The following is a 25,272-nucleotide window of genomic DNA, read 5'->3' as shown; positions in this document are numbered from 1 at the left end:
TGTAGTGTTAGTTCGCTATTTTTAAGGCAATTTCCATAGTGGTTCCTTTGCCTAACGTACTTTTAGAAACGCGAATTTTTCCATTATGGTATTCGGTAATGATACGTTTTGCTAACGATAGACCTAGCCCCCAACCTCTTTTTTTGGAAGTAAACCCAGGAGTAAAAACTCGTTTAAAGTTCTTTTTTGAAATTCCCTTGCCTGTATCGGAGATGCTTATTAGCGCATTTTTATTATTCTGCTCAATAGCAATGGTAATATCGCCCTTACCTTTCATAGCATCAATACCATTCTTCACTAAATTTTCAATGGTCCAACTAAAGAGCTGTGGATTTAATTGAACATAGATAGGTTCATCTGGCGTAATTAGATTAAAATTGATCAGTTTTGAGGTTCTACTTTTTAGATATTCGTAAGAGTCTCTGGTCTCTGCAACAATATCGGCTTTCTTAAGGCTAGGAATAGAACCTACTTTAGAAAAACGCTCAGTAATGGTCTCTAAACGATCAATATCTTTTTCTATTTCTTTTATGTATTCGGGGTTTACATTTTCAGTCTTTAAGATTTCTGCCCAACCAACCAAGGAAGACAAAGGAGTTCCTATTTGATGTGCTGTTTCTTTTGCCATTCCCGCCCAAAGCTTATTCTGTTCAGACGATTTTGCGGTCTTATTAAAAAAGTAAATGGCAGCAATAAACAAAAACAGAAGGAGTATTAGAAATGCTGGGTAATACTTAATTTTATTAATTATGGGGGAGTTTCCGAAGTATATCGTAGTTAGTAACTCATCCTTGTATTTAACCTCAATAGGCTTGTATTCCGAAATATATTGAGTGATGAGACGCTGTCGCTTTTTCGCTTCTTTGGTCACATCAAAACCATTGATATTCTTAGAATCATAAATATCTTCTTTATGACTGTACAATATCATGGGAGTTGTAGTATTGCTTTGTAAAATTTGAAGTGCAGTAACGCTAATTTCGGCATCTGGATCGTCATTTTGAACTTCAGCCTGTGCCGCCGCCCAGATCTGCATTTTTGTTCGTTCATTGTCTTTTAGCCTATTAAAAAACGAAAACGTATTCCATAGGATCAAACTAATGATAAGGAGTGAAAAACTGATAAAAAGCCAGCGGGTTAGCGATGTATTATTCTGCATAGAAAAACAATTTTTAAGTTTTAACCGAAGATAAATCGGTTAAAAATCAAAGTCGATAAATATAAAGTAATTATGTTGATATTATTGTGTTCTCATATTTTTGGAAGCCCTATAGATTAAATACATTTGCATTTCATGATCACGATAACACCTCAAGAGATTCCTACGGGAAAATTACACGGATACCTGCTTGGGTCGGTATCGCCTCGTCCTATTTGCTTCGCAAGTACTGTGGACAAAGAGGGGAACGTAAATCTTTCTCCCTATAGTTTTTTCAATGTTTTTAGTGCCAAGCCACCTATTTTAATTTTTTCACCTGCGCGTCGCGTGCGAGATAACACCACAAAGCATACTTTAGAGAATGTTTTAGAAACTAAAGAGGTAGTTATCAACATTGTGAACTATGCCATGGTGCAACAAATGTCATTATCTTCTACGGAATATGCCAAAGGAGTCAATGAGTTTGTAAAGGCAGGTTTTACTGAAATACCTTCTGAAATCGTTGCCCCACCACGTGTGGCCGAGGCGCCAGTTCAGCTAGAATGTAAGGTAAAAGAAGTGATCGCTTTGGGTACTGAAGGAGGTGCAGGGAACTTGGTGATCTGTGAAGTTGTCAAATTACACATTGACGAATCAATTTTAGATGAAGCTGGAGTTATTGATCCTTTAAAAATTGATACCGTGTCTAGAATGGGCGGTAATTGGTATAGCCGTGCTAAAGACGGTTTGTTTGAAGTGCCAAAGCCATTACTTACCTTAGGGATAGGTGTTGACTCGCTACCTTTAGAAGTGCAAAATAGTACGGTGCTAACGGGGAATGATCTCGGACTTTTAGGAAATGTAGAGCAACTTCCTTCCGAAGAATTTATACAAAATTTTATTTTAAATGCTTCGGAAACAATTCAATATGCCGTTACAACGGGAGAAATAGAAGACAGGCATTTGGCCGCTAAAGGACTTATTTCAGAAGGAAAAATAATGGAAGCACTCAGCTTATTGCTGGCAAAATAATAGTAAATAGTTAGAATTTTAAATTACGCAAAATGGAAATTACAGGAAAGATTAAAATGATCGAAGAAACGAAGACCTACGGAAACAATGGCTTCAGAAAACGCGAAGTTGTTGTTACTACCGAAGAACAATACCCACAACACATATTAGTAGAATTTGTTCAGGATAAAACAGATCTATTAAATAACTATAAAGTTGGTCAAAATGTAAAAATAAGCATCAATTTGCGCGGTCGCGAATGGGTGAATCCACAAGGAGAAACAAAATATTTTAACAGCATTACTGGCTGGAGAATTGAAAATGCAGAGCAAGCCGTATCTCAAGACATGCCTCCAATGCCACCGGCAGATACCTTTGAGCCTGTAAACGATCTAAACGAAGACGATCACGACGATCTTCCTTTTTAGGAAAAGTCGATTGGTCATACTAGAGCCCTGAATTGAACGCTAATTATTTTTGGCTCACAATTCAGGGTTTTTTATTAAAATACCCACGTATTACTTAGTTAGATGGTTTTGTTAGATGACTCATGCTGGTTTCCAGATCCTTCCCAAGCAGATGAAGATGGGCTGCTGGCTGTAGGAGGTGACCTCAGTCCCGAACGTGTATTGTTGGGATATCATTCTGGTATTTTTCCGTGGTATGAAAGCGATCAGCCCATTTTATGGTGGAGCCCAGACCCGCGAATGGTACTATTTCCGAAGGAATTAAAAGTATCCAAAAGCCTTAAGAAAACGATAAGGTCATCACAATTTCACGTAACCTTCAATAAAAATTTTTCTGAAGTGATTAGGCAATGTGCCAACATCGGTAGAGAGGGGCAAGATGGTACCTGGATCACCAATGAGATGATCACGACCTATGAGATACTACATAAACAAGGGCATGCATGTTCAGTTGAGGTTTGGGAAGACGATGAGTTGGTAGGAGGATTGTACGGTATCGATTTGCCTGTTCAAAAAGTATTTTGTGGTGAAAGTATGTTTAGCAAGGTTTCAAACGCTTCTAAAGTTGGTTTCTATCATTGGGTGCAGCAACTGGTTCGCTTAGATTATAAATTGATCGATTGTCAGATGTACACCGCACATTTAGAGCGACTCGGTGCTGTAGAAATAGCGCGAAAAGAATTTTTACGCTATCTAAAGCGTTAAGTAGACAAAGATGTTCTATAGAAAAGAACAAAAAGTGTATCTTAGAAGCCATAAAAAAACTCACCATGAAACGTTTTTATCGCAATTTCTTTCTTCTTTTAATACTTGCTCTCTACACTCCAATTGTATTTTCTCAGCAAAGTGAGTCGCTTCCAAAAGGTTTAACGGAAGCCGAAAAAGAACTTCTCCCTAACTATCAGTTTACTAGTTCACGTATCACTCCGCCACCAACCGGGCCTGTGCGTACCATGGCCGAATGGGAAGAGGTTGAATATCTAGTGCTTACATGGGATCCAGGTTTTCCTGGTATTCTGCGCCAGATCGTAGCAGCAGCTGTTGAGGAGTGTAAGGTGATCATTACAACTCAAAATGCAACTTCAGTTAGTAATTATTTGACCGCAAATGGAATCGATGTAACCAATGTAAGTTTTTTGGATGAAAATTGGGACAGTATCTGGATTCGGGATTACGGCGGAAACACAATTTATACAGACGATGTTGGCGAACGCGGATTGGTAGATTGGATCTATAATAGACCCCGACCTAATGATGATGTGATGCCGCCATTTCATGCGAGTCTTGTTGGAATGCCAAGCTATACTACAAACACTGGAAACATGGATCTAGTGAACACAGGGGGGAATTTTATGAGCGATGGTTTAGGAAATGCATTTGCTTCGGAATTGATCCTTAATGAAAACGAAGCGGGTAACCCTTATGGCGTTTCAGCGAAAACAGAAGCACAGATCGATCAGATCATGAATGAGTATATGGGAATTGATCGCTACATAAAAATGACACCCTTACCTTACGATGTGATTAATCATATCGACATGCATTTAAAGTTACTCGATGAAGAAACTTTATTAGTTAGCAAGTATCCTGACGGTGTGGCCGATGGCCCACAAATTGAAGCAAATATTGATTATGTCCTCAATAATTTTATGTCTCCCTTCGGAACACCATATAAGGTAAAATGGATCGACGCACCACCAAGTACGGGCGGGAATTACCCGGATAATGGCGGTTACTATCGAAATTTCACCAATTCAGTTTTTATAAATAAAACTATTTTATTGCCAATATACCGTCCTGAAGTAGATGGGCCCGCACTTGCGCAATGGCAAGAGATGATGCCCGGTTATAATATTGTGGGTATCGACGTGGACAATCCAGGGGAGAATCTTATTTCGGCAGTTGGAGCCATTCACTGTATAACACATACCATTGGCGTTGCAGATCCGCTTTGGATTGTTCACCAACCTGTGCCAACAGCAGATGCAAATACTACAGTGCCTATCGATGCCATGATCAAACACATTTCAGGAATTAGCGAAGCAAAAGTTTTTTGGAGAATTGAAGGAACTACAGATTTTTCTGAAACTGCCATGACTTTTGTAAGTGATGATACTTGGACAGCAGATCTTGAATTTCCAGCAAACCCAGAGAATGTTGAATATTATATCTGGGCGGAAGCCAATTCTGGGAAATCATTAACCAGACCTATTGTTGCACCAGAAGGATATTGGACCATTGACACTGAAATCTTAGGCACTACGCATAATGCACTAGAAACTAATTTGGTGACTGTATTCCCTAATCCTACAAGTAAAAATGTATTTGCTCGTATGAGCACTGAAGGAAATGTAAAGGTTAGTGTATTCAATATGTTAGGACAACAATTGTATAATATGACCGTTGAGAATACAGACCAAATCATTGAAATCCCCCTTCAGGATGATTGGAATGGTATTTTATTCATTACCTTTTCAGGAGAATTTGGCGAAATAACCAAAAAACTGATTAAAAATTAACAAACAAACCTAAACGCTTAGATCTTAGGAAACCCCGAATTGTAGACCATATTTGCAATTTATAAAGGAAAATTCTTACAGTAAACACACTTAATAAGCGATATATTTGCTTAATTTGTAGGAATTTACCATCTTTATGCCCTATTATTTAAGCCCCTAATTATGAAAATACGCACACTCCTCACAGTGCTAGTATGTTTATGCTGCACATCGATCGCTTTTTCACAGACCCAGAAAAAGACTACTAAGAAAATTGACGTCAATGTAGATGTTGATGTAACCGCTGTCTACGAACAAGTAGTTAAAGAAGGTTACGGTACTGCTCTGATCTATAAAGATCTCGCAAACGCACACTATTTTAAGAGCAACTACTCAGCCGCTAAAAAGTGGTTCGAGATGCTGTTTGAAATGGAAAGACCAACAGATGCAACCTTAAAGTACCGCTATAAGCAGACCCTAAAGGCTTTGCGAGTTTACAATAAAGAGAATCGATATCTATCTTATTCAGGAGGAGCAAACTAATACTTCTCAAATCTCATTATAGCGAAAACAATCGACGAGATGGTCATTAACCATTCCCGTTGCCTGCATATGGGCGTAAATGACCGTTGTGCCCACAAATTTAAATCCGCGGTTTTTAAGATCTTTACTCAATGTATCACTCAACGCTGTATTCGCTGGTACGTTTTCTTTTGTGCGTAAGGCATTCTTGATGGGCTCATGATTTACGAAGCCCCAAATGTACTTGCTGAAACTTCCAAACTCCTTTTGAATTTCCATAAACGCTCGAGCATTGGTGATCGTTGCGCGAATTTTTAATTTGTTACGAATGATCCCAGCATCTTGTAATAACGAATCAATTTTTTCCTGGTCATAATTCGCTATTTTCTTGTAGTCGAAAGAATCAAATGCTTTTCTGAAATTTTCCCGCTTCCGAAGCACCGTGATCCAACTTAAACCTGCCTGAAAAGTTTCTAAGATCAAAAACTCAAATAGAGCTGCGTCATCCTTGACGGGAACGCCCCATTCGGTATCGTGATAAGCAATATACAAGGGGTCGTCTCCACACCACCAACAACGTTGTTTTTTCATAACTTTGTTTTAAAATTAAAGATAGTAAGTTTCCATACTGTTTTTCGTCATATATGTTATGAAAATAAAAGATACGCTTCCAAAATTAGATCGCATAACACTAATTTTAGATTCTTTGGCTCACGCCATTAGTTATGATGCTTATAGAAAGTTAGTTTCAGATCACGTTGCAAAGGGAACAAGTACCGGTCCTGTTCAAACACCAGCCTTATCACAATATACCTTATTGAATGATTCTCGAATGAGACGCCTTGATAAAACAACTCTTATTCCTGAGTATATTTTAGACGCATTTAAAAATTTTAAAGGAGATCAAACCTGGCTTGTCATTAGTGAAAGTTGGTGTGGTGATGCTGCACAATCGTTGCCTATGATGAATAAATTGGCTGAAATAGCAGCGTCTATCAACCTCAAAATTGTACTTCGTGATGAACATCCAGCTTTAATGAGTCAATTTTTAACAAATGGAACCATGGGTATTCCTAAATTGATCGTTTTTGATAATCAAACACAGGAAATTATTGGCGATTGGGGTCCTAGACCTTCTACAGCGACTCAAATGGTAATCGATTACAAGCAAAAACATGGTATGCTAACGCCCGAATTCAAACATGAACTGCAAGTCTGGTATAATAAGGATAAGGGTAAAAATATCGCAGAAGACCTTTATAAATTGATCTTTTAAATTCCTTGTCCGGGAAAATTATAAGTGATGGTTCCTAATTGCTCCTTTTTTCCAGCCTTCGTCGAAAACCGAGCAGTGCGAGCATATTCAAGCGCGCTATCTACAAGACAACCATTACTCGTGGTCGAAGCGCTTTTGTTATAATTGGTTTTTGTTACACGGCCCAAAGCATCAACTTCAATGGTAATAACAACTTTTCCGCCGCTAGAACAGGTATACACAGGGTTGGGAAGATCCATCGCTTTACGGTCCACTAAATTATATTGAACGGTTGTACGCCGGTTAGCACTATTGGTCGCCAGCGTTTTGGCAGAAGTCACTTTCTGTTTTGTGACTTTTTTTTCTTCGGAAACTTTCTTGACCTCAACTTTTTTTACCGAATTTCCTAGACCGTTATCAACCGACTCGGTTTTGGTAACGTCCGACAAGTCTTCGGAAGACTCCATAGCTTCGTTTCGTTCACTCTCCAATTCACGGATAAACTTTTCGGCTTCATTATACGCGCGATTTGTTTCTATTGCGACCTTTTCGGTTTTGTTGGTGGCCAGATCCTCTAGCCGTTCGGGAATGATCTCAATATATTCAACAGCGTCACTTTCGTCTTCAGGAGTGGCATCCGACTTTAATTTAATTCCAAAGAGAATTGTGAACAGGATCCCAAAAAGTAGGGAAGTGATCAAGAAAGCGCGATATGAATAATTAAAATTCATGGGGAAATAAAACAGATTCTATGCAAACCTCGCGAAAAATAGGTAAAATTTCGGTTATTTAAGAATCTTTTATGCTTGAAAAGCTTTTATATAATCGTCTAAGCTTATGGCATCTTCCACCGAAAAGGAACCAATTTTAGTGCGGCGTAATGCTGAAAGATGAGCTCCGTTGTTAAGTGCTTTACCAAAATCATGCGCCAAGGATCTAATGTAAGTTCCTTTACTACAGGCAACGCGAAAGCTAACATCAGGCATATCAATATTGGTGATTTCAAAAGCTGAAATATGAACTTCGCGCTTTGGGATGTCTACCGTTTCGCCTGCTCGGGCGAATTCATAGAGTCGTTTTCCCTCCTTTTTTAATGCCGAAAATATTGGTGGTTGCTGTTGGATATCTCCAATAAACTGGTGAGTTGCGGCATAAATCATTTCCGAAGAAATTCCTTCTGTAGGAAATTGAACATCGATCTCCGTTTCTAAATCGTAACTAGGCGTGGTAGCTCCCAAAGTAATAACACCCGTATATTCTTTGTGCTGTGCTTGATAGGTTTCTATCTGCTTGGTAAATTTCCCGGTGCAGAGAATTAGGAGCCCAGAAGCCAACGGATCTAACGTACCCGCATGGCCTACTTTGAGTTTTTTTAAACCAAATTCTTTTCTGATCAGCCAACGAATTTTGTTCACCACCTGAAAAGACGTCCAATTTAATGGCTTATCAATTAAAAGTACTTGTCCGTTTTGATAATCTTCTACAGTCTTCATGACATATAGAAACTTACAGAAATGGCAATAATACCTACAATTAAACAGTAGAGGGCGAAATAGGAGAGCTTACTTTTTCGTACCAGTGAGATCATCCATGTGCACGCAATAAGGCCACAAATAAAGGCGGCGATAAATCCTAAACCGAGTGTTGTAAAATTGGCAGTTTCCGAAGAAAGGTCGCCGCTAAAGATATCTTTGGCTATCTTTCCGAAGATCAATGGCACCACCATCAAAAAAGAAAAACGAGCTGCTTTGCTCTTGTCGTTTCCTAATAATACAGAAGTAGAAATAGTCGCTCCACTGCGAGAAATACCCGGAAGCATTGCAATTGCTTGTGAAACACCAATGATAAAAGCATGGGTAAAAGAAACTTTTTTACCGGTGTCTTCAGCTCGATCTGCAAGCCAAAGTAATAAAGCTGTAATAATAAGCATGGCGCCAACAAAGGCGATATTTCCGCCAAAAAAGGCTTCGAGTTCTTCCTCAAATAATAATCCAACGATCACTGCCGGAAGCATCGATATAATGATCTTAACAATAAACTGTGTTTCCTCGTTCCACTGAAATTTAAACAGTTGGGTAATAATATCAACAATATCTTTTCGGAATACCACAATGGTACTCAAAGCAGTAGCAAAGTGTAGCACCACAGTAAATAACAAGCCTTCTTCAGGTACCGAAGTATCTCCTAAAATAGCTTTTCCCAGTTCTAAATGTCCGCTAGACGAAACGGGTAGAAATTCTGTAAAACCCTGGACGATGCCAAGAATAATGGCTTCCCATGCATCCATAGATTAGTCTTTCTTGTGCGGATTCAACAAAATGGCGTAAACCTCAATGCCAAAACCAATAAGAATTAAAGCAGGCGCTAAACGAATCCGTCTCCAGCTGTAGATCTCTGGATTAAATACATTAGGGTCGTCGCTTCCTCCGCCCATCATAAGCATAAAACCAATAAGGATAAAGGCAACACCAATAAGCATAAAGGTGTAGTTTTTACGTTCGAAGATAAATTCAATTTTATACTGCTTTTCTTCTTTTCTCTTTTGTTCTCCCATGATTCTTGTATTGGTTGTTCTTCGGAAAAAGAACGTGATAAACGTTTAATAATTGCTATCTATTTTATTTTTAAGCCCTTTCAAGGACGTACAAGTTAAATGTTTAATTTAAAATCTTAATAATAAAGCTCATCCGTTCGCAAGTTCAAGAAACGTTGCGTCGCAAAAAATGTGCTGATCCAAGTGATAAATAACCCCATTAAAAATATAAATAAAAACAGTGCTCCCAATAATAATTGATCATCCAGTAATTGCAATTCGGGGAAAGTCTTGTTTAAATAGTAAAGCACTAAACCCATACCAATCATCGCTAAAATGGCTCCGATCATGCCTAAACGCACACTTTTCCAAATAAATGGACGCCTAATAAAGCGTTTTGTAGCACCCACCATTTGCATGGTTTTGATGGTAAATCGTTTTGCGTATACTGAAAGTCGTATCGAGCTGTTGATCAATAAAACGGCTATAAACGTGAACAACCCACTAATGATCAATACCCAAAGGCTGATCTTTTTTACGTTGTCGTTAAGCAGTGCGATCAAAGGTTTGTCGTAGATCACCTCATCCACAAAATCTTTGGTCATAAGCTCAGTTGTGATCTCTTCCAATTTTTCGGGAGAGACATAATCGGCCAACATATAAACATCAATACTATTCTGCAGTGGGTTCTCACCCAAAAACTCCATAAAATTCTCGCCGATCACAGCCGAATGTTCTTCCGCCGCTTGTTCTTTGGAAATAAATTTAGCAGATTTGGTGTATTCTGCCAAAGCAAGACTTTGTTCAAGTTGGGTTATTTCTACTTCTTTAGCGCTGTCTTTTAAATAAACCGTAAGTGCGATCTTTTCCTTAAAATGATCTGCAACTTTCTTGGTGTTGAGCACTAGAAGTCCTAATAAGCCCAATAAAAACAAGACCAACGAAATACTGATCACTACCGAAAAGTAGGATGATATAAGTCTTCGTTTCTGATATTTCTCAAAAGAGGTGGCCATAGGCGCTTATTTGCGTTGTTTTTTAACGTAACAAAAATACAAGGAATTTTAATGCTACCCCAAAACAACGTTTAAAGTTTCTAAATTGTTATAAAGCGTGTACTTTTGGGTACGATCTCTAAATCGTTCTATGCGAACCGACCTACAAATATCTCGCCCCGGACTCTGGTTTCCGACCATTTGGATCTATCTGGTGCCTTTTAGTCTCAATCTCGAATTCTGGAGATCACCTTTGTTCTGGATCGGTTTTATTTTTGTGACCTTCCCACTAAATTATCTCGTTTATGGTCTAAACGACTACAATGACATGAGTGCCGATGCTATCAATAAGCGGAAAGGAAACTTTCTTTTTGGAGCGCAGGCGTCTAAAGGACAGTTGCGATCAGTACCCAAAAAGATTGCTTTGGTGCTTCTTCCGTTTGTTGTTTATTTTACGTTCGTCGCAGGATGGAAAATGTTACTGCTCCTTGTTTTTATGATCGGGATCAACATTGTATACAATTTTAGACCTTTCAGAATAAAAGAAAGACCTCCTTTTGAAATTTTTATACAAGTAGGCTATGTCTTTACCGCTGTCTTTAGTGTGATGCTAAATGACCTTCAGATGCTACCATGGCAAACATTGGTATATCTTAGCTTATTTGCGTTTCAAGCACATATCGCTGGCGAGATCATGGATATAGAGCCCGATCTAATTGCAAAAAAGCGAACCACTGCAACGCTCATTGGCAGGCGAAATACAAAGTTTCTAATGTTAGCATTATTGATAACCGAAGTCTTTATTTTAAGCTATTGGTTTCAGGATTATGTGCTGGCAGGCTTTTTAGCCGTATTCTCTGCTTGGTTAGTGCTCGATGTGTTCGTGCTATTTAAATCGAAACCCTACACGGTTCCGCAAATGAAGCTGTTTGGTCTGGCAATGAATATTTCTGCATTGCTATCTATGCTTTGGGTGTTATATTCAGGGAAACTCCTTCACCCAACTTTTTAAGGGATAAACGCCCGCCTTCCGTCAAGAAATCTTAAATTTGCAGCTTTATAAAACGCAGCGATGAGCAAATATCATTTCAACGAAATTGAAGCCAAATGGCAACAATATTGGGAGAAAAACCAAACCTTTCAGGCAGAAAATAACAGTGATAAACCCAAATACTATGTACTCGACATGTTTCCTTATCCTTCGGGAGCTGGGTTGCACGTAGGGCACCCGTTGGGCTATATCGCCAGTGATATTTATACACGCTATAAACGTCACCAAGGCTTTAATGTCTTGCATCCGCAGGGCTATGATTCATTTGGCTTGCCAGCCGAACAGTACGCCATACAAACCGGTCAGCATCCTGCACAAACCACCAAAGTGAATATTGAAGGTGGTGTTGACAAACAAGGCAATGAAATTGCGGGCTATAGAAAACAACTTGATAAAATTGGCTTTTCGTTTGATTGGAGTCGGGAAGTGCGCACCTCAGATCCTAACTATTACAAATGGACACAATGGATCTTTATTCAGCTTTTTGAAAGTTGGTACGATAAATCGGCAGATAAGGCCCGACCTATTTCTGAATTGATCTCGATCTTTTCTGAAAAAGGAAATGCGACTGTTGATGCTGCTTGCGATGATGATGTTTTGATTTTTTCTTCGGAAGACTGGAAGCACTATTCCGAAGCACAACAACAAAAAATACTTTTAAAATACCGACTTACCTACCTCGCCGAAACCGAAGTAAACTGGTGCCCAGAACTTAAGACCGTTTTGGCAAACGACGAGATCGTTGGAGGTGTGAGCGAACGTGGCGGACATCCAGTAATTCGCAAGAAAATGACCCAATGGAGCATGCGAATCACTGCCTATGCGCAACGCTTGCTTGACGGTTTAGATACAATCGATTGGCCGCAACCTTTAAAAGATTCGCAAACCAATTGGATCGGACGATCAAAAGGAGCCTTGGTCACTTTTGATGTAGCAAATGAAGATCATAAAATTCCTGTGTTTACAACGCGCCCCGATACTATTTTTGGTGTAAGCTTTATGGTTTTAGCGCCAGAGCACGAGCTGGTTTCTATGATTACTTCGGAAGCACAACAACAAGAAGTAACAACCTATGTGGAAGCCACAGCAAAGCGCAGCGAACGCGAACGTATGGCCGACGTAAAAACTATTAGCGGCGCTTTTACGGGAGCCTACGCGGTGCATCCGCTTACGGGAAAGAATATCCCTATTTGGATTGGAGATTATGTGTTGGCTGGCTACGGAACAGGCGCTGTAATGAGCGTTCCATGTGGTGATCAGCGTGATTACGATTTTGCCAAGCACTTCGGAATTGAGATCCCAAATATTTTTGAAGGAGTTGATATTTCAGAAGAAGCCTATTCCGATAAGGATAATACCATCATCGCGAATAGCGATTTTCTAAATGGGTTATCATATTCCGAAGCAACTCAAAAGGCTATCGAAGCCTTGGAAAAGAAAAATGCGGGAGAAGGCAAGATCAATTACAGATTACGAGATGCGGTCTTTTCAAGACAGCGTTATTGGGGAGAACCATTTCCAGTATATTATAAAGACGGCTTGCCACAGATGATCGCCTTAGAACATTTGCCACTTACTTTACCCGAAGTAGCACAATATTTACCCACCGAAGATGGTGAGCCACCTTTGGGACGCGCCACTGTTTGGGCTTGGGATACTGTTACTAATAAAGTTGTAGCCAACGATAAAATTAATAATAAAACAACCTTCCCGTTAGAGCTAAACACCATGCCCGGTTGGGCAGGAAGTAGCTGTTATATGTTCCGCTATATGGATCCGCATAACGAGAATGCGTTGGCTTCAAAAGAAGCAATGGACTATTGGAAGAATGTCGATCTTTATGTAGGTGGAAGCGAACATGCTACGGGACATTTGCTTTACAGCCGTTTTTGGGTAAAGTTTTTATACGATTTAAATGTGTTGCCTGTTGAGGAACCGTTTAAAAAGTTGATCAACCAAGGAATGATCTTGGGGGAAAGTGCTTTTGTGCATCGCGTGGCGGGAGAGAATAAATTTGTTTCTGCAGGGAAATCTAAGGACTACGAAATTCAAAAAGTACATGCAGACGTGTCTTTGGTTAATTTATCGAATGAATTAGACATAGAAGCATTTAAGAACTGGCGCGAAGAATTTAAAGAGGCCAAATTTATTACTGAAGATGACGGCACGTTTAAGGTTTCCCGCGAAGTCGAAAAGATGTCTAAGTCGAAGTACAATGTCGTCAACCCAGACGACATTTGCGAGCAATACGGCGCCGATACGCTCAGAATGTACGAGATGTTTCTAGGTCCGTTAGAGCAAGCCAAACCGTGGAGTACCTCCGGATTGAGTGGTGTTCATTCTTTTCTGAAAAAACTATGGCGTTTGTATCATTCGGGTGCTGAGGAAACCTTTACTATTTCCGAAGAAAAACCAACGAAAGAAAGTTTAAAGATCTTGCATAAAACGATCAAAAAAGTGGCCGATGATATTGAGAATTTCAGTTTTAATACTTCAGTTTCTACCTTTATGATCGCTGTGAATGAATTAACTGCACAGAAGTGCAATTCGAGAGAGATCTTGGAGGCGATGGCTGTGTTAATTTCGCCTTATGCTCCGCATATCGCGGAAGAGTTATGGAGCAAAATGGGTCATGAGCAGAGTATTGCAACGGCTCCGTTTCCACAATTTGATGCATCTCATTTGGTTGAAAGTAGCAAAGAGTATCCAATTTCGTTTAACGGAAAAATGCGTTTTATGCTCGAATTACCACTCGATATGAGCAAAGAAGATATGGAAGCTGCCGTAATGGCGCATGAAAAAACAATCTATTATTTAGAAGGGCGAACACCTAAGAAGGTTATCATTGTTCCCGGAAAGATCGTAAATATTGTAGGCTAAGCAGCCTTTGTTGTATTCACTTTTTCGAAGCGATAAAAATTTGCACGCTTTTTGCTATCTTTAAGAAAAGGAATTAAACATTTAAAAAAACACCTGCTTGACAGGGAAAGATTATGATAGGATATTATATAATGGCTGGAGCCATATTTTTAGTGAGCTGGCTTGTTAGCAACACACTAAAACGAAAATTTAAGGAGTATTCAAAGGTGCATTTACGCAACGGAATGAGCGGAAAAGAGATCGCAGAAAAGATGCTTGCTGATAATGGAATTACCGATGTTCAGGTGATCTCAACACCTGGAATGTTGACTGATCATTACAATCCGGCAAATAAAACAGTAAATTTAAGTGAAGGAGTTTATCAACAACGAAATGCAGCAGCAGCAGCTGTTGCGGCGCATGAATGTGGTCACGCAGTACAGCACGCTACAGCGTATAGCTGGTTAAAAATGCGATCGGCTATTGTGCCTGCGGTAGGCATTTCTAGTAAGTTGTCTAATTTTGTGATCATGGCAGGTTTGATGCTGTCATTCGCAGGAATGGCCTTAGGAAATTGGGTTTTCTTAATAGGAATTGGGCTTTTTGCAATGACTACTGTTTTTGCATTTATCACCTTGCCTGTAGAATTTGACGCTAGTAAACGTGCCTTGGTATGGTTAGAGCAAAAGAATATGGTAACTCAAGAGGAACACGCGGGAGCGAAAGATGCTCTAAAATGGGCCGCTCGTACCTATGTTGTATCTGCTTTAGGTTCATTAGCAACCTTGATGTATTTTATTACGATGTTTTTAGGAAGACGATAACCTAAATATTAAATAAAAAAAAATGCTTCCAATTATGGAAGCATTTTTTTTGTTGAAAATTTAATTAACCAACCACATTTGCTGGATTATATCCCAAATAAGGGACTTTAGTTTCTTTAAAAATGATGCCTAGTTCTTCTAATTCTTTTAAGATAGGCTCATAGACTTCCTTCGCGATAGGTAATTGTACGCCTGGTGTAGTGATCTCTTCGTTTAGGATTTTTAAAGCAGCTATAGCTACTGGTAAGCCTACGGTTTTTGCCATTGCAGTATAGGTTTGGTCATCACCCATAGCAACCATATGGCTGTCGATCTGATGCTTTTTGCCATCTAACTCGTATCCAAATTTATGGTACATCACGATCATGTCTTTGTCGTCTGCTGCTAACGTCCATTTGTCCATTAAGATCTTCTGAAGTGCTTGTGCAGGTGTTGCTTCTTTTATACCAATAACCTTTTTATCGTTAAAAATATCTAGCTCCAGCAATTTTTCCCACATAACATCATCTTGATCAATTTTTAAGTTATGTCGTAGTTTAAGCTCTACCGAATCGGTTGGAGAATACGGTAAAAATGAATTTACAAATTCACGATACGTAAGCGTTTCAGAATCTGGAATATAATAGGTGTCATCGGTCATACCGAGTTGTACAAACATATTCCAAGCTTTGCTAAATCCAACACGTCTTATGGTTCCGCGATAGAGCGTTAAGATATTTTCTAAACCGTAAACCGATTGATATTTAAGTGAGTTACGATTTGCGTAGACCTCAAATTTTCCGTAGCCAGCCACGTCGATAAATTCGGTACGTCTAAAAAGGCGGTGATACGGGATATATTTATATTTTCCTTCCTGAATAAATTCGGCAGCGCCTCCCTGACCTGCGAGCACAACATTTCTAGGGTTCCATGTAAATTTATAGTTCCATAGGTTATTGTCACTTTCGGGAGCTATGAGTCCGCCGGTAAACGATTCAAACAAGAGCATTTTACCGCCATTGTCACGTACCCGATCGATGATCTGCATAGCACTCATATGATCGATACCTGGGTCGAGACCAATTTCGTTCATAAAAACTAATCCTTTTGCTTTTGCTCTAGAATTAAGGAGCTGCATTTGATCGCTAATATAGGAAGCGGTCACCATGTGTTTTCCAAACTCAATACAGTCATGAGCTACTTCAATATGATAACGCGCTGGCAGCATAGAAATAACTAGATCGGCTCTTTCAACAGCTTCTTTTCGCTGAGGTTCGTTAAAAACATCGAGTAAGATACCACGCGCGTTGGGATGATCTGCCGTAAATTTTTGCGCGTGCTCTATATTGAGATCACCAATGGTAATAAAAAGTTCTTCGGCTTCCGACTTGTCTAATAAATATTTAATTAAACTCGTAGCAGAACGACCTGCTCCAATGATTAAAATGTTTCTCATGCAACTGTTTTTTGATACCTTTGTTTGGGTTCTTTTTCAGTCGACCAAAGTACTAATTGTAACACGAATTATGGAGAAATTTGATAAAAAAATAGTGATCATCGCCTCAGTTTTAGCAGCATTAACAATTGCTCTTGGCGCCTTTGGAGCTCATGGTTTAAAAGAATTGATCAGTGCAGAAGCGCTAAATACATTTGAAACGGGGGTTCGATATCAAATGTACCATGTGATCGCGCTATTAGTTATTGGATTTGCAACAACTATTCCGCAGAAAACTAAACGCTGGGTGGTTCGTTTCTTTTGCTTCGGAATCGTCTTTTTTTCGGGGTCTATTTATTTTCTTGCCTTAAAAAGTATCTTGCCTTTTGAGGTCTCTTTTCTTGGTCCAATCACACCTATTGGAGGATTATTATTTATTTTAGGTTGGGGTAAATTGGCCTATGGTTTATTAACAATGAAGTAGGGATAATTATGTTTTTTTAACGATTAATTGTGTCTCAGATTTCTTATTTTTGTACCCACAACAATTAAAACAAGTTATGGTTGACAAACACCAAACTACGAAAACGATTTCATTAGAAAAGTATGGAATCAAAAATGCCAAAGTAAACTACCAACTTTCTTCCGAAGAATTACATGACATCACTCTGCAAAAAGGGCAGGGTAAAGAAGCCAGCAGCGGAGCCTTAGCTGTAAATACCGGAGAGTTTACGGGTCGATCCCCAAAAGATAGATTTATTGTAGAAGATGATGTAACTCGCGACAAAGTGTGGTGGGGAAACATCAATATTCCTTTTTCGACAGAGAAGTTTGATGCACTTTATAATAAGGTGACCCAGTATCTTTCTGAAAAAGAAATATATGTTCGCGACAGTTATGCTTGTGCAGATGATGCATACCGACTTAACATTCGCGTTATAACCGAATATCCATGGTCAAACATGTTTGCTTATAATATGTTTTTACGACCAACGGAAGAGGAGCTTATAAGTTTTGATCCGGAGTGGCTTATTGTTAATGCCCCAGGGTTTATGGCCGATCCCGAAATTGACGGTACGCGTCAGCATAATTTTGCAATTTTAGACTTTACTAAAAAGATTGCGCTTATTGGAGGAACTGGTTATACCGGTGAGATCAAAAAAGGAATTTTCTCTGCTCTTAATTTTATTTTACCTGTATATAAGAATACGATGCCTATGCACTGTTCTGCCAATGTAGGTGAAGATGGTGAAACGGCGATTTTCTTCGGACTTTCGGGTACTGGGAAAACGACTCTTTCGGCAGATCCTGATCGTAAATTGATTGGTGATGATGAACATGGCTGGACAGCTGAAAACACTGTGTTTAATTTTGAAGGTGGTTGTTACGCTAAGGTGATCAACCTTTCCGAAGAAAACGAACCAGATATTTATAAGGCGATCAAACCAGGTGCTATTTTAGAAAACGTGGTGATGAATGACAAAGGAGAAGTTGATTTTTCTGACATTTCCATTACACAAAACACACGGGTTAGTTATCCTATTTATCATATCGATAATATTCAAGAGCCTTCTATAGGTAAGAACCCGAAGAATATATTTTTCTTAACAGCAGACGCCTTTGGTGTGTTGCCTCCCATTTCTAAATTAACTCCAGGGCAGGCCGCGTACCATTTTATTAGTGGATATACGGCGAAAGTTGCTGGTACTGAAGCTGGTATTGACGAACCATTACCGAGCTTTTCAGCTTGTTTTGGAGCGCCTTTTATGCCTTTGCATCCTACGAAATACGCTGAAATGCTCAGTGCTAAAATGAAGGAAACTGGCGTAAATGTTTGGTTGGTGAACACGGGTTGGACTGGTGGTCCCTACGGAATTGGATCACGTATGAAACTAAAATATACGCGTGCTATGATCACAGCAGCGATGAATGGGTCGTTGGAGGCTGCCAATACCGGTAATTACCATATACACTCGGTATTTGGTCTACAGCAACCTAGAACGTGTCCTAATGTGCCTACAGCAGTTTTGAGTCCGAGATCTACATGGAACAACGACGAAGGATATTATAAAACAGCAAATAAGTTAGCTTCAAGTTTTAAAGAGAACTTTAAGAAGTTTGAAGAGTTTGCAAACGATGAGATCATGAATGGAGCTCCATTAATGGGCTAACAGAAATGATACAAACTAAAAAAGGCTTCACAAATGTGAAGCCTTTTTTAGTTTAAAGATAGCAGTAATTATTTCTTGTTTACTTCTTTAATATATTTTTCGAGAGCCATTGTCATCGATGGAGTTTCAGGTGTTGGTGCCTGAATATCTACACGTAGACCATTTTCAGCAGCGGCTTTGACCGTTGTATTTCCGAAGACAGCAATACGCGTATCATTTTGTTTAAAGTCTGGAAAGTTCTCTAGCAAGGAAATGATTCCACTTGGGCTAAAGAAAACTAAAATATCATAATAAACATTGCGAAGATCAGATAGATCACTTACCACTGTTTTATAAAAAGTGGCCTGCTTCCAGTCTACTTTTAATTCATTTAATACATTGGGAACTTCAGGCTTCAATTTGTCTGAAGAAGGCATTAAAAACTTCTCGTTTTTATACTTTTTGATAAGAGGAGAAAGTTCAGTAAAGGTACGCTTACCAACATAAATTTTACGTTTGCGGTACACTACATATTTCTGAAGATAATAGGCAACGGCCTCACTTTGGCAGAAATATTTCATAGTGTCCGGCACCTTAAAACGAAGCTCTTCAGCAATTCTAAAAAAGTGATCCACAGAATTGCGACTATTTAAAATGATAGCCGTGTATTGAGCAAGGTCTACTTTTTGAGAACGCACGTCTTTTCCAGATACCCCTTCTACGTGAATAAATGGAATGAAATCTATTTTGACTTTTTGTCTTTCAATTAAATCGAAATAGGGGGAGTTCTCAACCGTTGGTTCTGGTTGCGAAACTAAAATAGTTTTCACTTTCATAAGCTTGCGATATTAATTTTACCCTTAGGTTATCACTACTTTATAGAGGATAATGTAAGGTGAAATTTCAAGTGCGCAAAGATACAAAATAAAATAAAAGAAATGCTTTAAAATAACATTTCCGTGAGTTTTATAGCTGTAAAACAAGGCAATACCATTTCCGGTTAAAACAATCAAACTAATGATCAAGAGTAGCGTAGGTGTAGGCTTGACAATATAGAATAGTAGAATATTTGCTGTAAAAAGTAAAATTCCTAAAAGATTTCTATAGGTGAGTTTTTCGTATAGATAGCTATTAATTAACTTATCCATAGAGAAAATGGCACCTATAATTTTTTCAATACAGAATTTAATAAAGACGAAAACGCTATATCCTGTGCAAATCTGAATAAAAAGCCACTTATTCGAAGCTCCTACTTCAGGCTTTAACACCGATAGGATCTCGTAAATAAATAATGAAACAAGAATCACCTGAGTGACAAACAATAAAACATTAAAGGGGTGTTGAATCTCATCATTCCGCCCCTGAACCAAAAAATATTTATTGGTAATGGGTAGTTGCACAAATTCCTGAAAACGCCTAGGGTAAAAATATTTTGCTACGGTGAATAATACAACACAGCTAACCAAGCAAAGCGTGATCCAGTCTAAAGATTCTAGATTTCGAAGCGTGTATTGCACCGTTCTTTTTTTGGCAAAGGTAAACGAAAATTGTCTGTATAGAAACTTCCTGTGACCGCATTAACTTATCGGTTATTACAACAAAAAGAGGTACATTTGCCCTAAAAATAGGTGTATGACTAATGCCCTTGTGGTTATACCTACATATAATGAAAGCGAAAATATAGAACGATTGCTGCGCAATATTTTTGCATTGCAGCGCAATTTTCACGTTTTAGTAGTCGATGATAATTCGCCCGACGGAACAGCAAAGCTTGTAGATGCCATGCTGCCAGAGTTTTCAGATCGGTTATTTATGCTTAACCGAAAGGGTAAAATGGGGTTAGGTACAGCGTATATTGCTGGATTTAAGTGGGCCTTGGAGCGAGAATATGAATATGTGTTTGAAATGGATGCCGATTTTTCTCATAATCCAAATGATTTGATCCGATTGTATAACGCTTGTAGTAAAGGCGGATATGATGTTGCTATTGGCTCGCGTTATGTAAAAGGTGTAAATGTGGTTAATTGGCCCATGAGTAGAGTTTTGCTCTCGTGGTTAGCTTCGAAATATGTGCGCTTTATTACCGGAATGGATATTTATGATACCACAGCGGGTTTTATGTGTTATCGCAGAACGGTCTTAGAGAAGATCAATCTTAATAAAATAAAATTTGTGGGGTATGCCTTTCAGATAGAAATGAAGTTTAAGGCGTATCTGGCAGAATTTAGAATTACCGAAGTGCCCGTAGTATTTACAGATCGTACTAGAGGCGAATCTAAAATGAGTAGCGGAATTATTTCCGAAGCTATTTTTGGCGTCATAAAAATGAAATTTAAAAGCCTATTTGGCAAAAAAGACTTTAACGAAATCTAATGCAGGACATTATATTTAAAAACGCGCAGATTGTTAACGAAGGACAGATCACGCAAGGAGATGTACTTGTGCAAGGCGATCGCATTGCAGAAGTTGGTGGTAGTATCAGTGTAAAATCGGCTGACACTGTGGTGATCGATGCTGATGGTCAGTTTTTGGTGCCAGGAATGATCGATGATCAGGTTCATTTTCGTGAACCAGGGCTTACACATAAAGCAACTATAGAAACAGAATCACGTGCAGCAGTAGCTGGTGGAATAACATCTTTTATTGAGATGCCCAATACCTCGCCACAAGCAACGACAATTCCATTATTGGAAGCTAAATTTGACATTGCTGCAAAAACTTCCTGGGCGAATTATTCGTTTATGTTTGGAGGAACGAACGATAATTTGGAGGAAATTTTAAAGGTTGATCCTAAAAAGGTTGCCGGACTCAAACTATTTTTAGGTTCTTCTACTGGAAATATGCTAGTGGATGATCCAAATACATTGGAAAATATCTTCAGTAAGACCAATTTACTCATTTCTGCGCACTGTGAAGATGAGGCTACAATTAGAGAGAATATGGTCAAAGCGCAGGATCAATTTGGAGATGATATTCCTATGGATATGCATCCAAAGATCCGAAGTGAAGAAGCCTGCTATATTTCTTCTTCAAAAGCTATTGAACTCGCTAAGAAAACGGGCGCTCGTTTGCATGTTTTTCATCTTTCTACGGAAAAAGAAACACATTTGTTCTCAAACAAAAAGCCACTTTCAGAAAAGAAGATCACAGCAGAAGTCTGTATTCATCACTTGTGGTTTACAGATGAAGACTATGCAAAAAAAGGTTCGAAGATCAAATGGAACCCTGCTGTAAAAACAGCTAAAGATAGAGACGGATTATGGAAAGCACTTAATGACGATCGTATCGATGTTATTGCAACAGACCATGCACCGCATACTTCAGAAGAAAAAAACAATATCTATACTAAGGCCCCTTCGGGAGGTCCCTTAGTGCAACACGCTATGGTTGCCTTGATGGAAATGTATCACAAAGGGCGCATTTCAGTTGAAAAGATCGTTCAGAAAACGGCACATAACCCCGCGATCTTGTTTCAAATAGCGGAACGTGGATTTATTAAAAAGGGATATAAAGCAGATCTTGTACTTATTAATCCGCAAGCTCCCTGGACGGTCACTAAAGACAATATCGCTTATAAGTGTGGTTGGTCTCCTTTTGAAGGAACGACCTTTCGCTCTCGAATAAGCTATACCCTTGTCAATGGTGTTATCGTGTATGAAAATGGGAAATATTTGAGTAGCGGAAATGGAGAACGCCTTACATTTAATCGTCCGTGAAGTACTTTTTGATACTCATATCGATTGTGTTACTGTCTTCGTGTGAAGATATAAAAAAACCTGAAAAGCCTGAAAACCTGATCAGTAAACAAACGATGATCCAAGTGCTAACAGATGCTTATTTGAGTAATGCTGCGCGAAGCTTAAATAGTAGAGAAATTAGAGATAATGCACTCCAACTAGATTCTATAATTTATAAAAAATACGGAATAGATAGTTTGCAATTCGTTAAAAGCAATGCCTTTTATATTTCAGATATGACCGTTTATACCGAATTATTTGAGGGAGTAGAAAAGTCGCTTGACGCTCATAAAAAGTTGGCCGATAGTCTTGCAAGAGAGAACAAAAAAGTGAAACCAGGGCAGACAGAAAAAGATTCTTTGGAGCGCAGAACGTTGCTCTCTAATCCATTGATTCAAGCCTCTGGCCTAGATTCACTAGACGAGTAAGTATTGGCTATTCGGGCTAATGTCTTATCGAGATCAATAAAATTGTAATCGATCGCTGTTTTTATCTTTGTTGTGTTATAAGAACTCTCGGTGAACAAAGATCTTACCGTGCTATTAAAAAGTATTCTTCTGCTTCCAAAAAGTTTAGAAGACAACCAATTGAGACGCGCAAGGAAAGACAAAACCCCTTTTGAAATAGGTTTCGGTGGTTTTCTTTGGAAGTGTTTTGCAAGTGTGTTTTGCAGTGATTTGTATGATGCGTTTGCTCCTACTAGCACATATTGCTCATTGTGAATGGTCGTATTCATAAGTGCTATCATTGCTTTAACCACATCGATAACATCTACAAAACCACTACTTCCTGATGTATAGAATGACTTTTTAGTGGCGGCTCTTTTAATAATAACACCACTACCAGAATTCCAAAAACCTTCTCCTAATATTATACCCGGATTAACGATGATCACGTTTAACCCCTCTTGTGTCCCGCGCCAAACCTCCATTTCAGCACCGAATTTGGTAATGCTATAGACGTTATTATTTGCTTCCGGATCCCAATGGGTCTCCTCAGAAATACTCGAATTATCTAGTGTTTTTCCTAAAGTTGCAATAGAACTTACATGACATAATTTTTCCACATTATTGGCCAAAGAGAGGTTTACAACATTTGCTGTGCCCTCAATATTGATCTTTTTAAGCTTATAGTAATTCTTCGGATCAAAACTGATATAGGCAGCGGCGTGATACACCTGTGTGATTCCCAGAAAGGCATCTGCAAGAGATGTGATCTCAGTAATATCGGCAACAATCCAATCTATAGACTTAAAAAGGGTTTCGGGCTCGTCTGAATAATAAGAAAAAACAGTTTTTACAGCATTGAGATCGCTAGATTTTCTATGAATTGCTCGAACCTTTTTGTTTTCCTTCAGAAGAAAATACAACAAATGCGAACCTACCAAACCTGTACCGCCAGTGACTAAAATCATACGCCAAAAGTACTCTTTTTTAGAATACTCTTTTATGTTAAGTAGCATCGCTTTATCTTTACCGAAACTTAAAACAATGAGCTTGAAAAATTTCGTAGAAGAACTGAAATGGAGAGGAATGGTGCATGATGTAATGCCCGACACCGAAAAACACCTGATGGAAGAAATGCGCTCGGCCTATGTGGGGTTTGATCCTACGGCAGATTCGTTACATATTGGTAATCTGGTTCCAATTATGTTGTTGAGCTTTTATCAGCGTTGTGGGCATAAACCTTACGCTCTTGTTGGTGGTGCAACAGGAATGATCGGTGACCCTTCTGGAAAATCGAGTGAACGAAATCTGTTAGACGAAGCAACCCTAAACCACAATCAAGAATGTGTTCGTAATCAGCTATCTCAATTTTTAGACTTTAGTTCTGGGAAAGCCAATGAGGCGGTCATGGTGAACAACTATGATTGGATGAAGAAGTTTTCGTTTTTAGACTTTATAAGAGATGTAGGCAAGCATATAACCGTTAATTATATGATGGCTAAAGATTCGGTAAAGAACCGAATTGCAGGCGAAGACACTGAAGGTATGTCGTTTACCGAATTTACTTACCAATTGGTACAGGGTTACGACTTTCTTCACCTTTTTCAAAATTACGATTGCACCCTGCAAATGGGTGGAAGTGACCAATGGGGAAATATCACAACAGGTACCGAGATGATTCGTCGTATAGGTGGCGGAAAGGGATATGCTCTTACCTGCCCACTCATTACCAAAAGTGATGGAAGTAAATTTGGAAAAAGTGAAGGTGGTAATGTTTGGCTGGATGCCAAGCGAACTTCTCCCTACAAATTCTATCAATATTGGTTAAATACTAGTGATGAAGATGCCGAAAAGTATATAAAGATCTTTACTTTTTTAGATCAGAATACGATCAAAGCATTGGTTGCTGAGCATCAAGAAGCACCGCATGCACGCGCGTTACAAAAACGACTTGCTCAAGAAGTGACAACTACAGTGCATAGTGAAGAAGCCTATGAAAAAGCAGTAAAAGCTTCAGAGATTCTCTTCGGAAGATCGACTTCGGAAGATCTTAAGGCGTTAGATTCTGAAACATTTTTAGATGTATTTGAAGGGGTGACCCAAGCTGAAATTGCTTCGGAAAAGATCGAAAACGGACTTGATATTATTGCTGCTTTAGCCGAAGATACTGGCTTTTTGAAATCAAATGGCGAAGCACGTCGTGCGTTAAAAGAAAACTCAATATCTGTTAATAAAGAGAAAGTTTCCGAAGGATATAGTATTTCTCAAAGTGATCTAATCAATGGTCAATTTGTACTATTGCAGCGAGGAAAGAAGAACTACTTTATCATCAAAGTGGTATAAAAAATGTTGCGCGACCCAACGGGTCGCGC

26 protein-coding genes are annotated in these 25,272 nt (G+C 38.9%); 15 read left to right on the top strand and 11 right to left on the bottom strand.

Translation table 11 applies throughout. The annotated features are described in order from the left end of the window. Window positions 1-7 precede the first annotated feature (7 nt). Window positions 8-1,159: a sensor histidine kinase gene (locus ACY2RU_RS04855; RefSeq protein WP_490137277.1), complete on the bottom strand. Its 1,152-nt coding sequence runs from the start codon at window positions 1,157-1,159 to the stop codon at window positions 8-10. A 135-nt stretch (window positions 1,160-1,294) separates the two neighbouring features. Between ACY2RU_RS04855 and ACY2RU_RS04850 the strand changes: the two genes are divergently transcribed. The 5 genes from ACY2RU_RS04850 to ACY2RU_RS04830 all read left to right on the top strand — a co-directional run bounded on the left by ACY2RU_RS04850 (window position 1,295) and on the right by ACY2RU_RS04830 (window position 5,657). Continuing rightward, complete coding sequence (locus tag ACY2RU_RS04850) at window positions 1,295-2,170, top strand: flavin reductase family protein (protein ID WP_490137276.1); 876 nt, start codon at window positions 1,295-1,297, stop codon at window positions 2,168-2,170. Window positions 2,171-2,202: 32 nt separating this feature from the next. Next, window positions 2,203-2,577 carry a DUF3127 domain-containing protein gene (locus ACY2RU_RS04845; RefSeq protein WP_490137275.1) on the top strand — a complete coding sequence of 125 codons (375 nt, stop codon included), beginning with the start codon at window positions 2,203-2,205 and terminating at the stop codon, window positions 2,575-2,577. A gap of 102 nt (window positions 2,578-2,679) precedes the next feature. Continuing rightward, a complete protein-coding gene (gene aat, locus ACY2RU_RS04840) occupies window positions 2,680-3,321 on the top strand; it encodes a leucyl/phenylalanyl-tRNA--protein transferase (protein WP_490137274.1) in 642 nt (213 codons plus the stop codon). A gap of 65 nt (window positions 3,322-3,386) precedes the next feature. Further along, window positions 3,387-5,135, top strand: coding sequence for an agmatine deiminase family protein (locus ACY2RU_RS04835; protein ID WP_490137273.1), 1,749 nt, complete (start codon window positions 3,387-3,389; stop codon window positions 5,133-5,135). Window positions 5,136-5,297: 162 nt separating this feature from the next. Next, window positions 5,298-5,657, top strand: coding sequence for a hypothetical protein (locus ACY2RU_RS04830; RefSeq protein ID WP_490137272.1), 360 nt, complete (start codon window positions 5,298-5,300; stop codon window positions 5,655-5,657). Between the two features lie 6 nt (window positions 5,658-5,663). Here the strand turns inward: ACY2RU_RS04830 and ACY2RU_RS04825 are convergent, their stop codons facing one another. Then, window positions 5,664-6,227, bottom strand: coding sequence for a DNA-3-methyladenine glycosylase I (locus tag ACY2RU_RS04825; protein ID WP_490137271.1), 564 nt, complete (start codon window positions 6,225-6,227; stop codon window positions 5,664-5,666). A 58-nt stretch (window positions 6,228-6,285) separates the two neighbouring features. On the opposite strand from ACY2RU_RS04825, the gene ACY2RU_RS04820 reads away from it, so the two are divergent. Then, window positions 6,286-6,912: a thioredoxin family protein gene (locus tag ACY2RU_RS04820; RefSeq protein ID WP_490137270.1), complete on the top strand. Its 627-nt coding sequence runs from the start codon at window positions 6,286-6,288 to the stop codon at window positions 6,910-6,912. Here ACY2RU_RS04820 and ACY2RU_RS04815 read toward each other — a convergent pair. From ACY2RU_RS04815 to ACY2RU_RS04795, 5 genes are all read right to left on the bottom strand, one after another. After that, window positions 6,909-7,622: a hypothetical protein gene (locus ACY2RU_RS04815; protein ID WP_490137269.1), complete on the bottom strand. Its 714-nt coding sequence runs from the start codon at window positions 7,620-7,622 to the stop codon at window positions 6,909-6,911. The genes ACY2RU_RS04820 and ACY2RU_RS04815 overlap by 4 nt on opposite strands. 69 nt (window positions 7,623-7,691) lie before the next feature. Continuing rightward, window positions 7,692-8,384, bottom strand: coding sequence for a tRNA pseudouridine(55) synthase TruB (gene truB / locus ACY2RU_RS04810; protein ID WP_490137268.1), 693 nt, complete (start codon window positions 8,382-8,384; stop codon window positions 7,692-7,694). After that, window positions 8,381-9,178: an undecaprenyl-diphosphate phosphatase gene (locus ACY2RU_RS04805; protein ID WP_490137267.1), complete on the bottom strand. Its 798-nt coding sequence runs from the start codon at window positions 9,176-9,178 to the stop codon at window positions 8,381-8,383. Before ACY2RU_RS04805 ends, truB begins: the two co-directional genes overlap by 4 nt. 3 nt (window positions 9,179-9,181) lie before the next feature. Further along, window positions 9,182-9,445 carry a DUF3098 domain-containing protein gene (locus ACY2RU_RS04800; protein WP_490137266.1) on the bottom strand — a complete coding sequence of 88 codons (264 nt, stop codon included), beginning with the start codon at window positions 9,443-9,445 and terminating at the stop codon, window positions 9,182-9,184. Window positions 9,446-9,561: 116 nt separating this feature from the next. Continuing rightward, window positions 9,562-10,440: a cell division protein FtsX gene (locus tag ACY2RU_RS04795; protein WP_490137265.1), complete on the bottom strand. Its 879-nt coding sequence runs from the start codon at window positions 10,438-10,440 to the stop codon at window positions 9,562-9,564. Between the two features lie 130 nt (window positions 10,441-10,570). On the opposite strand from ACY2RU_RS04795, the gene ACY2RU_RS04790 reads away from it, so the two are divergent. From ACY2RU_RS04790 to ACY2RU_RS04780, 3 genes are all read left to right on the top strand, one after another. After that, the gene (locus tag ACY2RU_RS04790) at window positions 10,571-11,431 is read left to right on the top strand and encodes a UbiA family prenyltransferase (protein WP_490137264.1); all 861 of its coding nucleotides are present in this window, start codon (window positions 10,571-10,573) and stop codon (window positions 11,429-11,431) included. 60 nt (window positions 11,432-11,491) lie between these two features. Next, complete coding sequence (leuS, locus tag ACY2RU_RS04785) at window positions 11,492-14,350, top strand: leucine--tRNA ligase (RefSeq protein WP_490137263.1); 2,859 nt, start codon at window positions 11,492-11,494, stop codon at window positions 14,348-14,350. Window positions 14,351-14,463: 113 nt separating this feature from the next. Further along, entirely contained in the window at window positions 14,464-15,153 is a 690-nt protein-coding gene (locus tag ACY2RU_RS04780) for a zinc metallopeptidase (RefSeq protein ID WP_490137262.1), read from the top strand. 64 nt (window positions 15,154-15,217) lie between these two features. Here the strand turns inward: ACY2RU_RS04780 and ACY2RU_RS04775 are convergent, their stop codons facing one another. Further along, on the bottom strand, window positions 15,218-16,588 hold the full coding sequence (locus ACY2RU_RS04775) for a saccharopine dehydrogenase family protein (protein WP_490137261.1): 1,371 nt from the start codon (window positions 16,586-16,588) through the stop codon (window positions 15,218-15,220). Between ACY2RU_RS04775 and ACY2RU_RS04770 the strand changes: the two genes are divergently transcribed. Continuing rightward, complete coding sequence (locus ACY2RU_RS04770) at window positions 16,587-17,051, top strand: DUF423 domain-containing protein (protein ID WP_490137260.1); 465 nt, start codon at window positions 16,587-16,589, stop codon at window positions 17,049-17,051. The two genes, ACY2RU_RS04775 and ACY2RU_RS04770, sit on opposite strands and share 2 nt — an antisense overlap. A 76-nt stretch (window positions 17,052-17,127) precedes the next feature. Next, window positions 17,128-18,738 (top strand): phosphoenolpyruvate carboxykinase (ATP), encoded by a 1,611-nt coding sequence (gene pckA / locus ACY2RU_RS04765; protein WP_490137259.1) that lies wholly within the window; start codon window positions 17,128-17,130, stop codon window positions 18,736-18,738. 68 nt (window positions 18,739-18,806) lie between these two features. Here the strand turns inward: pckA and ACY2RU_RS04760 are convergent, their stop codons facing one another. Both ACY2RU_RS04760 and ACY2RU_RS04755 read right to left on the bottom strand, forming a co-directional pair. Then, window positions 18,807-19,553: a uroporphyrinogen-III synthase gene (locus ACY2RU_RS04760; protein ID WP_490137258.1), complete on the bottom strand. Its 747-nt coding sequence runs from the start codon at window positions 19,551-19,553 to the stop codon at window positions 18,807-18,809. Between the two features lie 24 nt (window positions 19,554-19,577). Further along, a complete protein-coding gene (locus ACY2RU_RS04755) occupies window positions 19,578-20,234 on the bottom strand; it encodes a DUF4271 domain-containing protein (RefSeq protein WP_490137257.1) in 657 nt (218 codons plus the stop codon). A 115-nt stretch (window positions 20,235-20,349) separates the two neighbouring features. On the opposite strand from ACY2RU_RS04755, the gene ACY2RU_RS04750 reads away from it, so the two are divergent. From ACY2RU_RS04750 to ACY2RU_RS04740, 3 genes are read left to right on the top strand one after another with little or no spacing between them, the layout of a single operon-like run. Beyond that, on the top strand, window positions 20,350-21,090 hold the full coding sequence (locus ACY2RU_RS04750; protein WP_490137256.1) for a polyprenol monophosphomannose synthase: 741 nt from the start codon (window positions 20,350-20,352) through the stop codon (window positions 21,088-21,090). Further along, window positions 21,090-22,433 carry a dihydroorotase gene (locus ACY2RU_RS04745; RefSeq protein ID WP_490137255.1) on the top strand — a complete coding sequence of 448 codons (1,344 nt, stop codon included), beginning with the start codon at window positions 21,090-21,092 and terminating at the stop codon, window positions 22,431-22,433. The genes ACY2RU_RS04750 and ACY2RU_RS04745 overlap by 1 nt, the downstream gene beginning before the upstream one ends. Beyond that, window positions 22,430-22,882, top strand: a complete 453-nt coding sequence (locus ACY2RU_RS04740) for a DUF4296 domain-containing protein (RefSeq protein WP_490137254.1) — start codon at window positions 22,430-22,432, stop codon at window positions 22,880-22,882. Before ACY2RU_RS04745 ends, ACY2RU_RS04740 begins: the two co-directional genes overlap by 4 nt. On the opposite strand, the gene ACY2RU_RS04735 is transcribed toward ACY2RU_RS04740, so the two are convergent. Further along, window positions 22,849-23,916, bottom strand: a complete 1,068-nt coding sequence (locus ACY2RU_RS04735) for an NAD-dependent epimerase/dehydratase family protein (protein WP_490137253.1) — start codon at window positions 23,914-23,916, stop codon at window positions 22,849-22,851. The two genes, ACY2RU_RS04740 and ACY2RU_RS04735, sit on opposite strands and share 34 nt — an antisense overlap. A gap of 28 nt (window positions 23,917-23,944) precedes the next feature. Between ACY2RU_RS04735 and tyrS the strand changes: the two genes are divergently transcribed. Continuing rightward, window positions 23,945-25,243, top strand: a complete 1,299-nt coding sequence (gene tyrS, locus ACY2RU_RS04730; RefSeq protein ID WP_490137252.1) for a tyrosine--tRNA ligase — start codon at window positions 23,945-23,947, stop codon at window positions 25,241-25,243. Window positions 25,244-25,272: the final 29 nt, after the last annotated feature.

Source organism: Ulvibacter sp. 2305UL32-6 (assembly GCF_058148545.1).
This window is presented reverse-complemented; position numbering and strand designations above follow the sequence as displayed.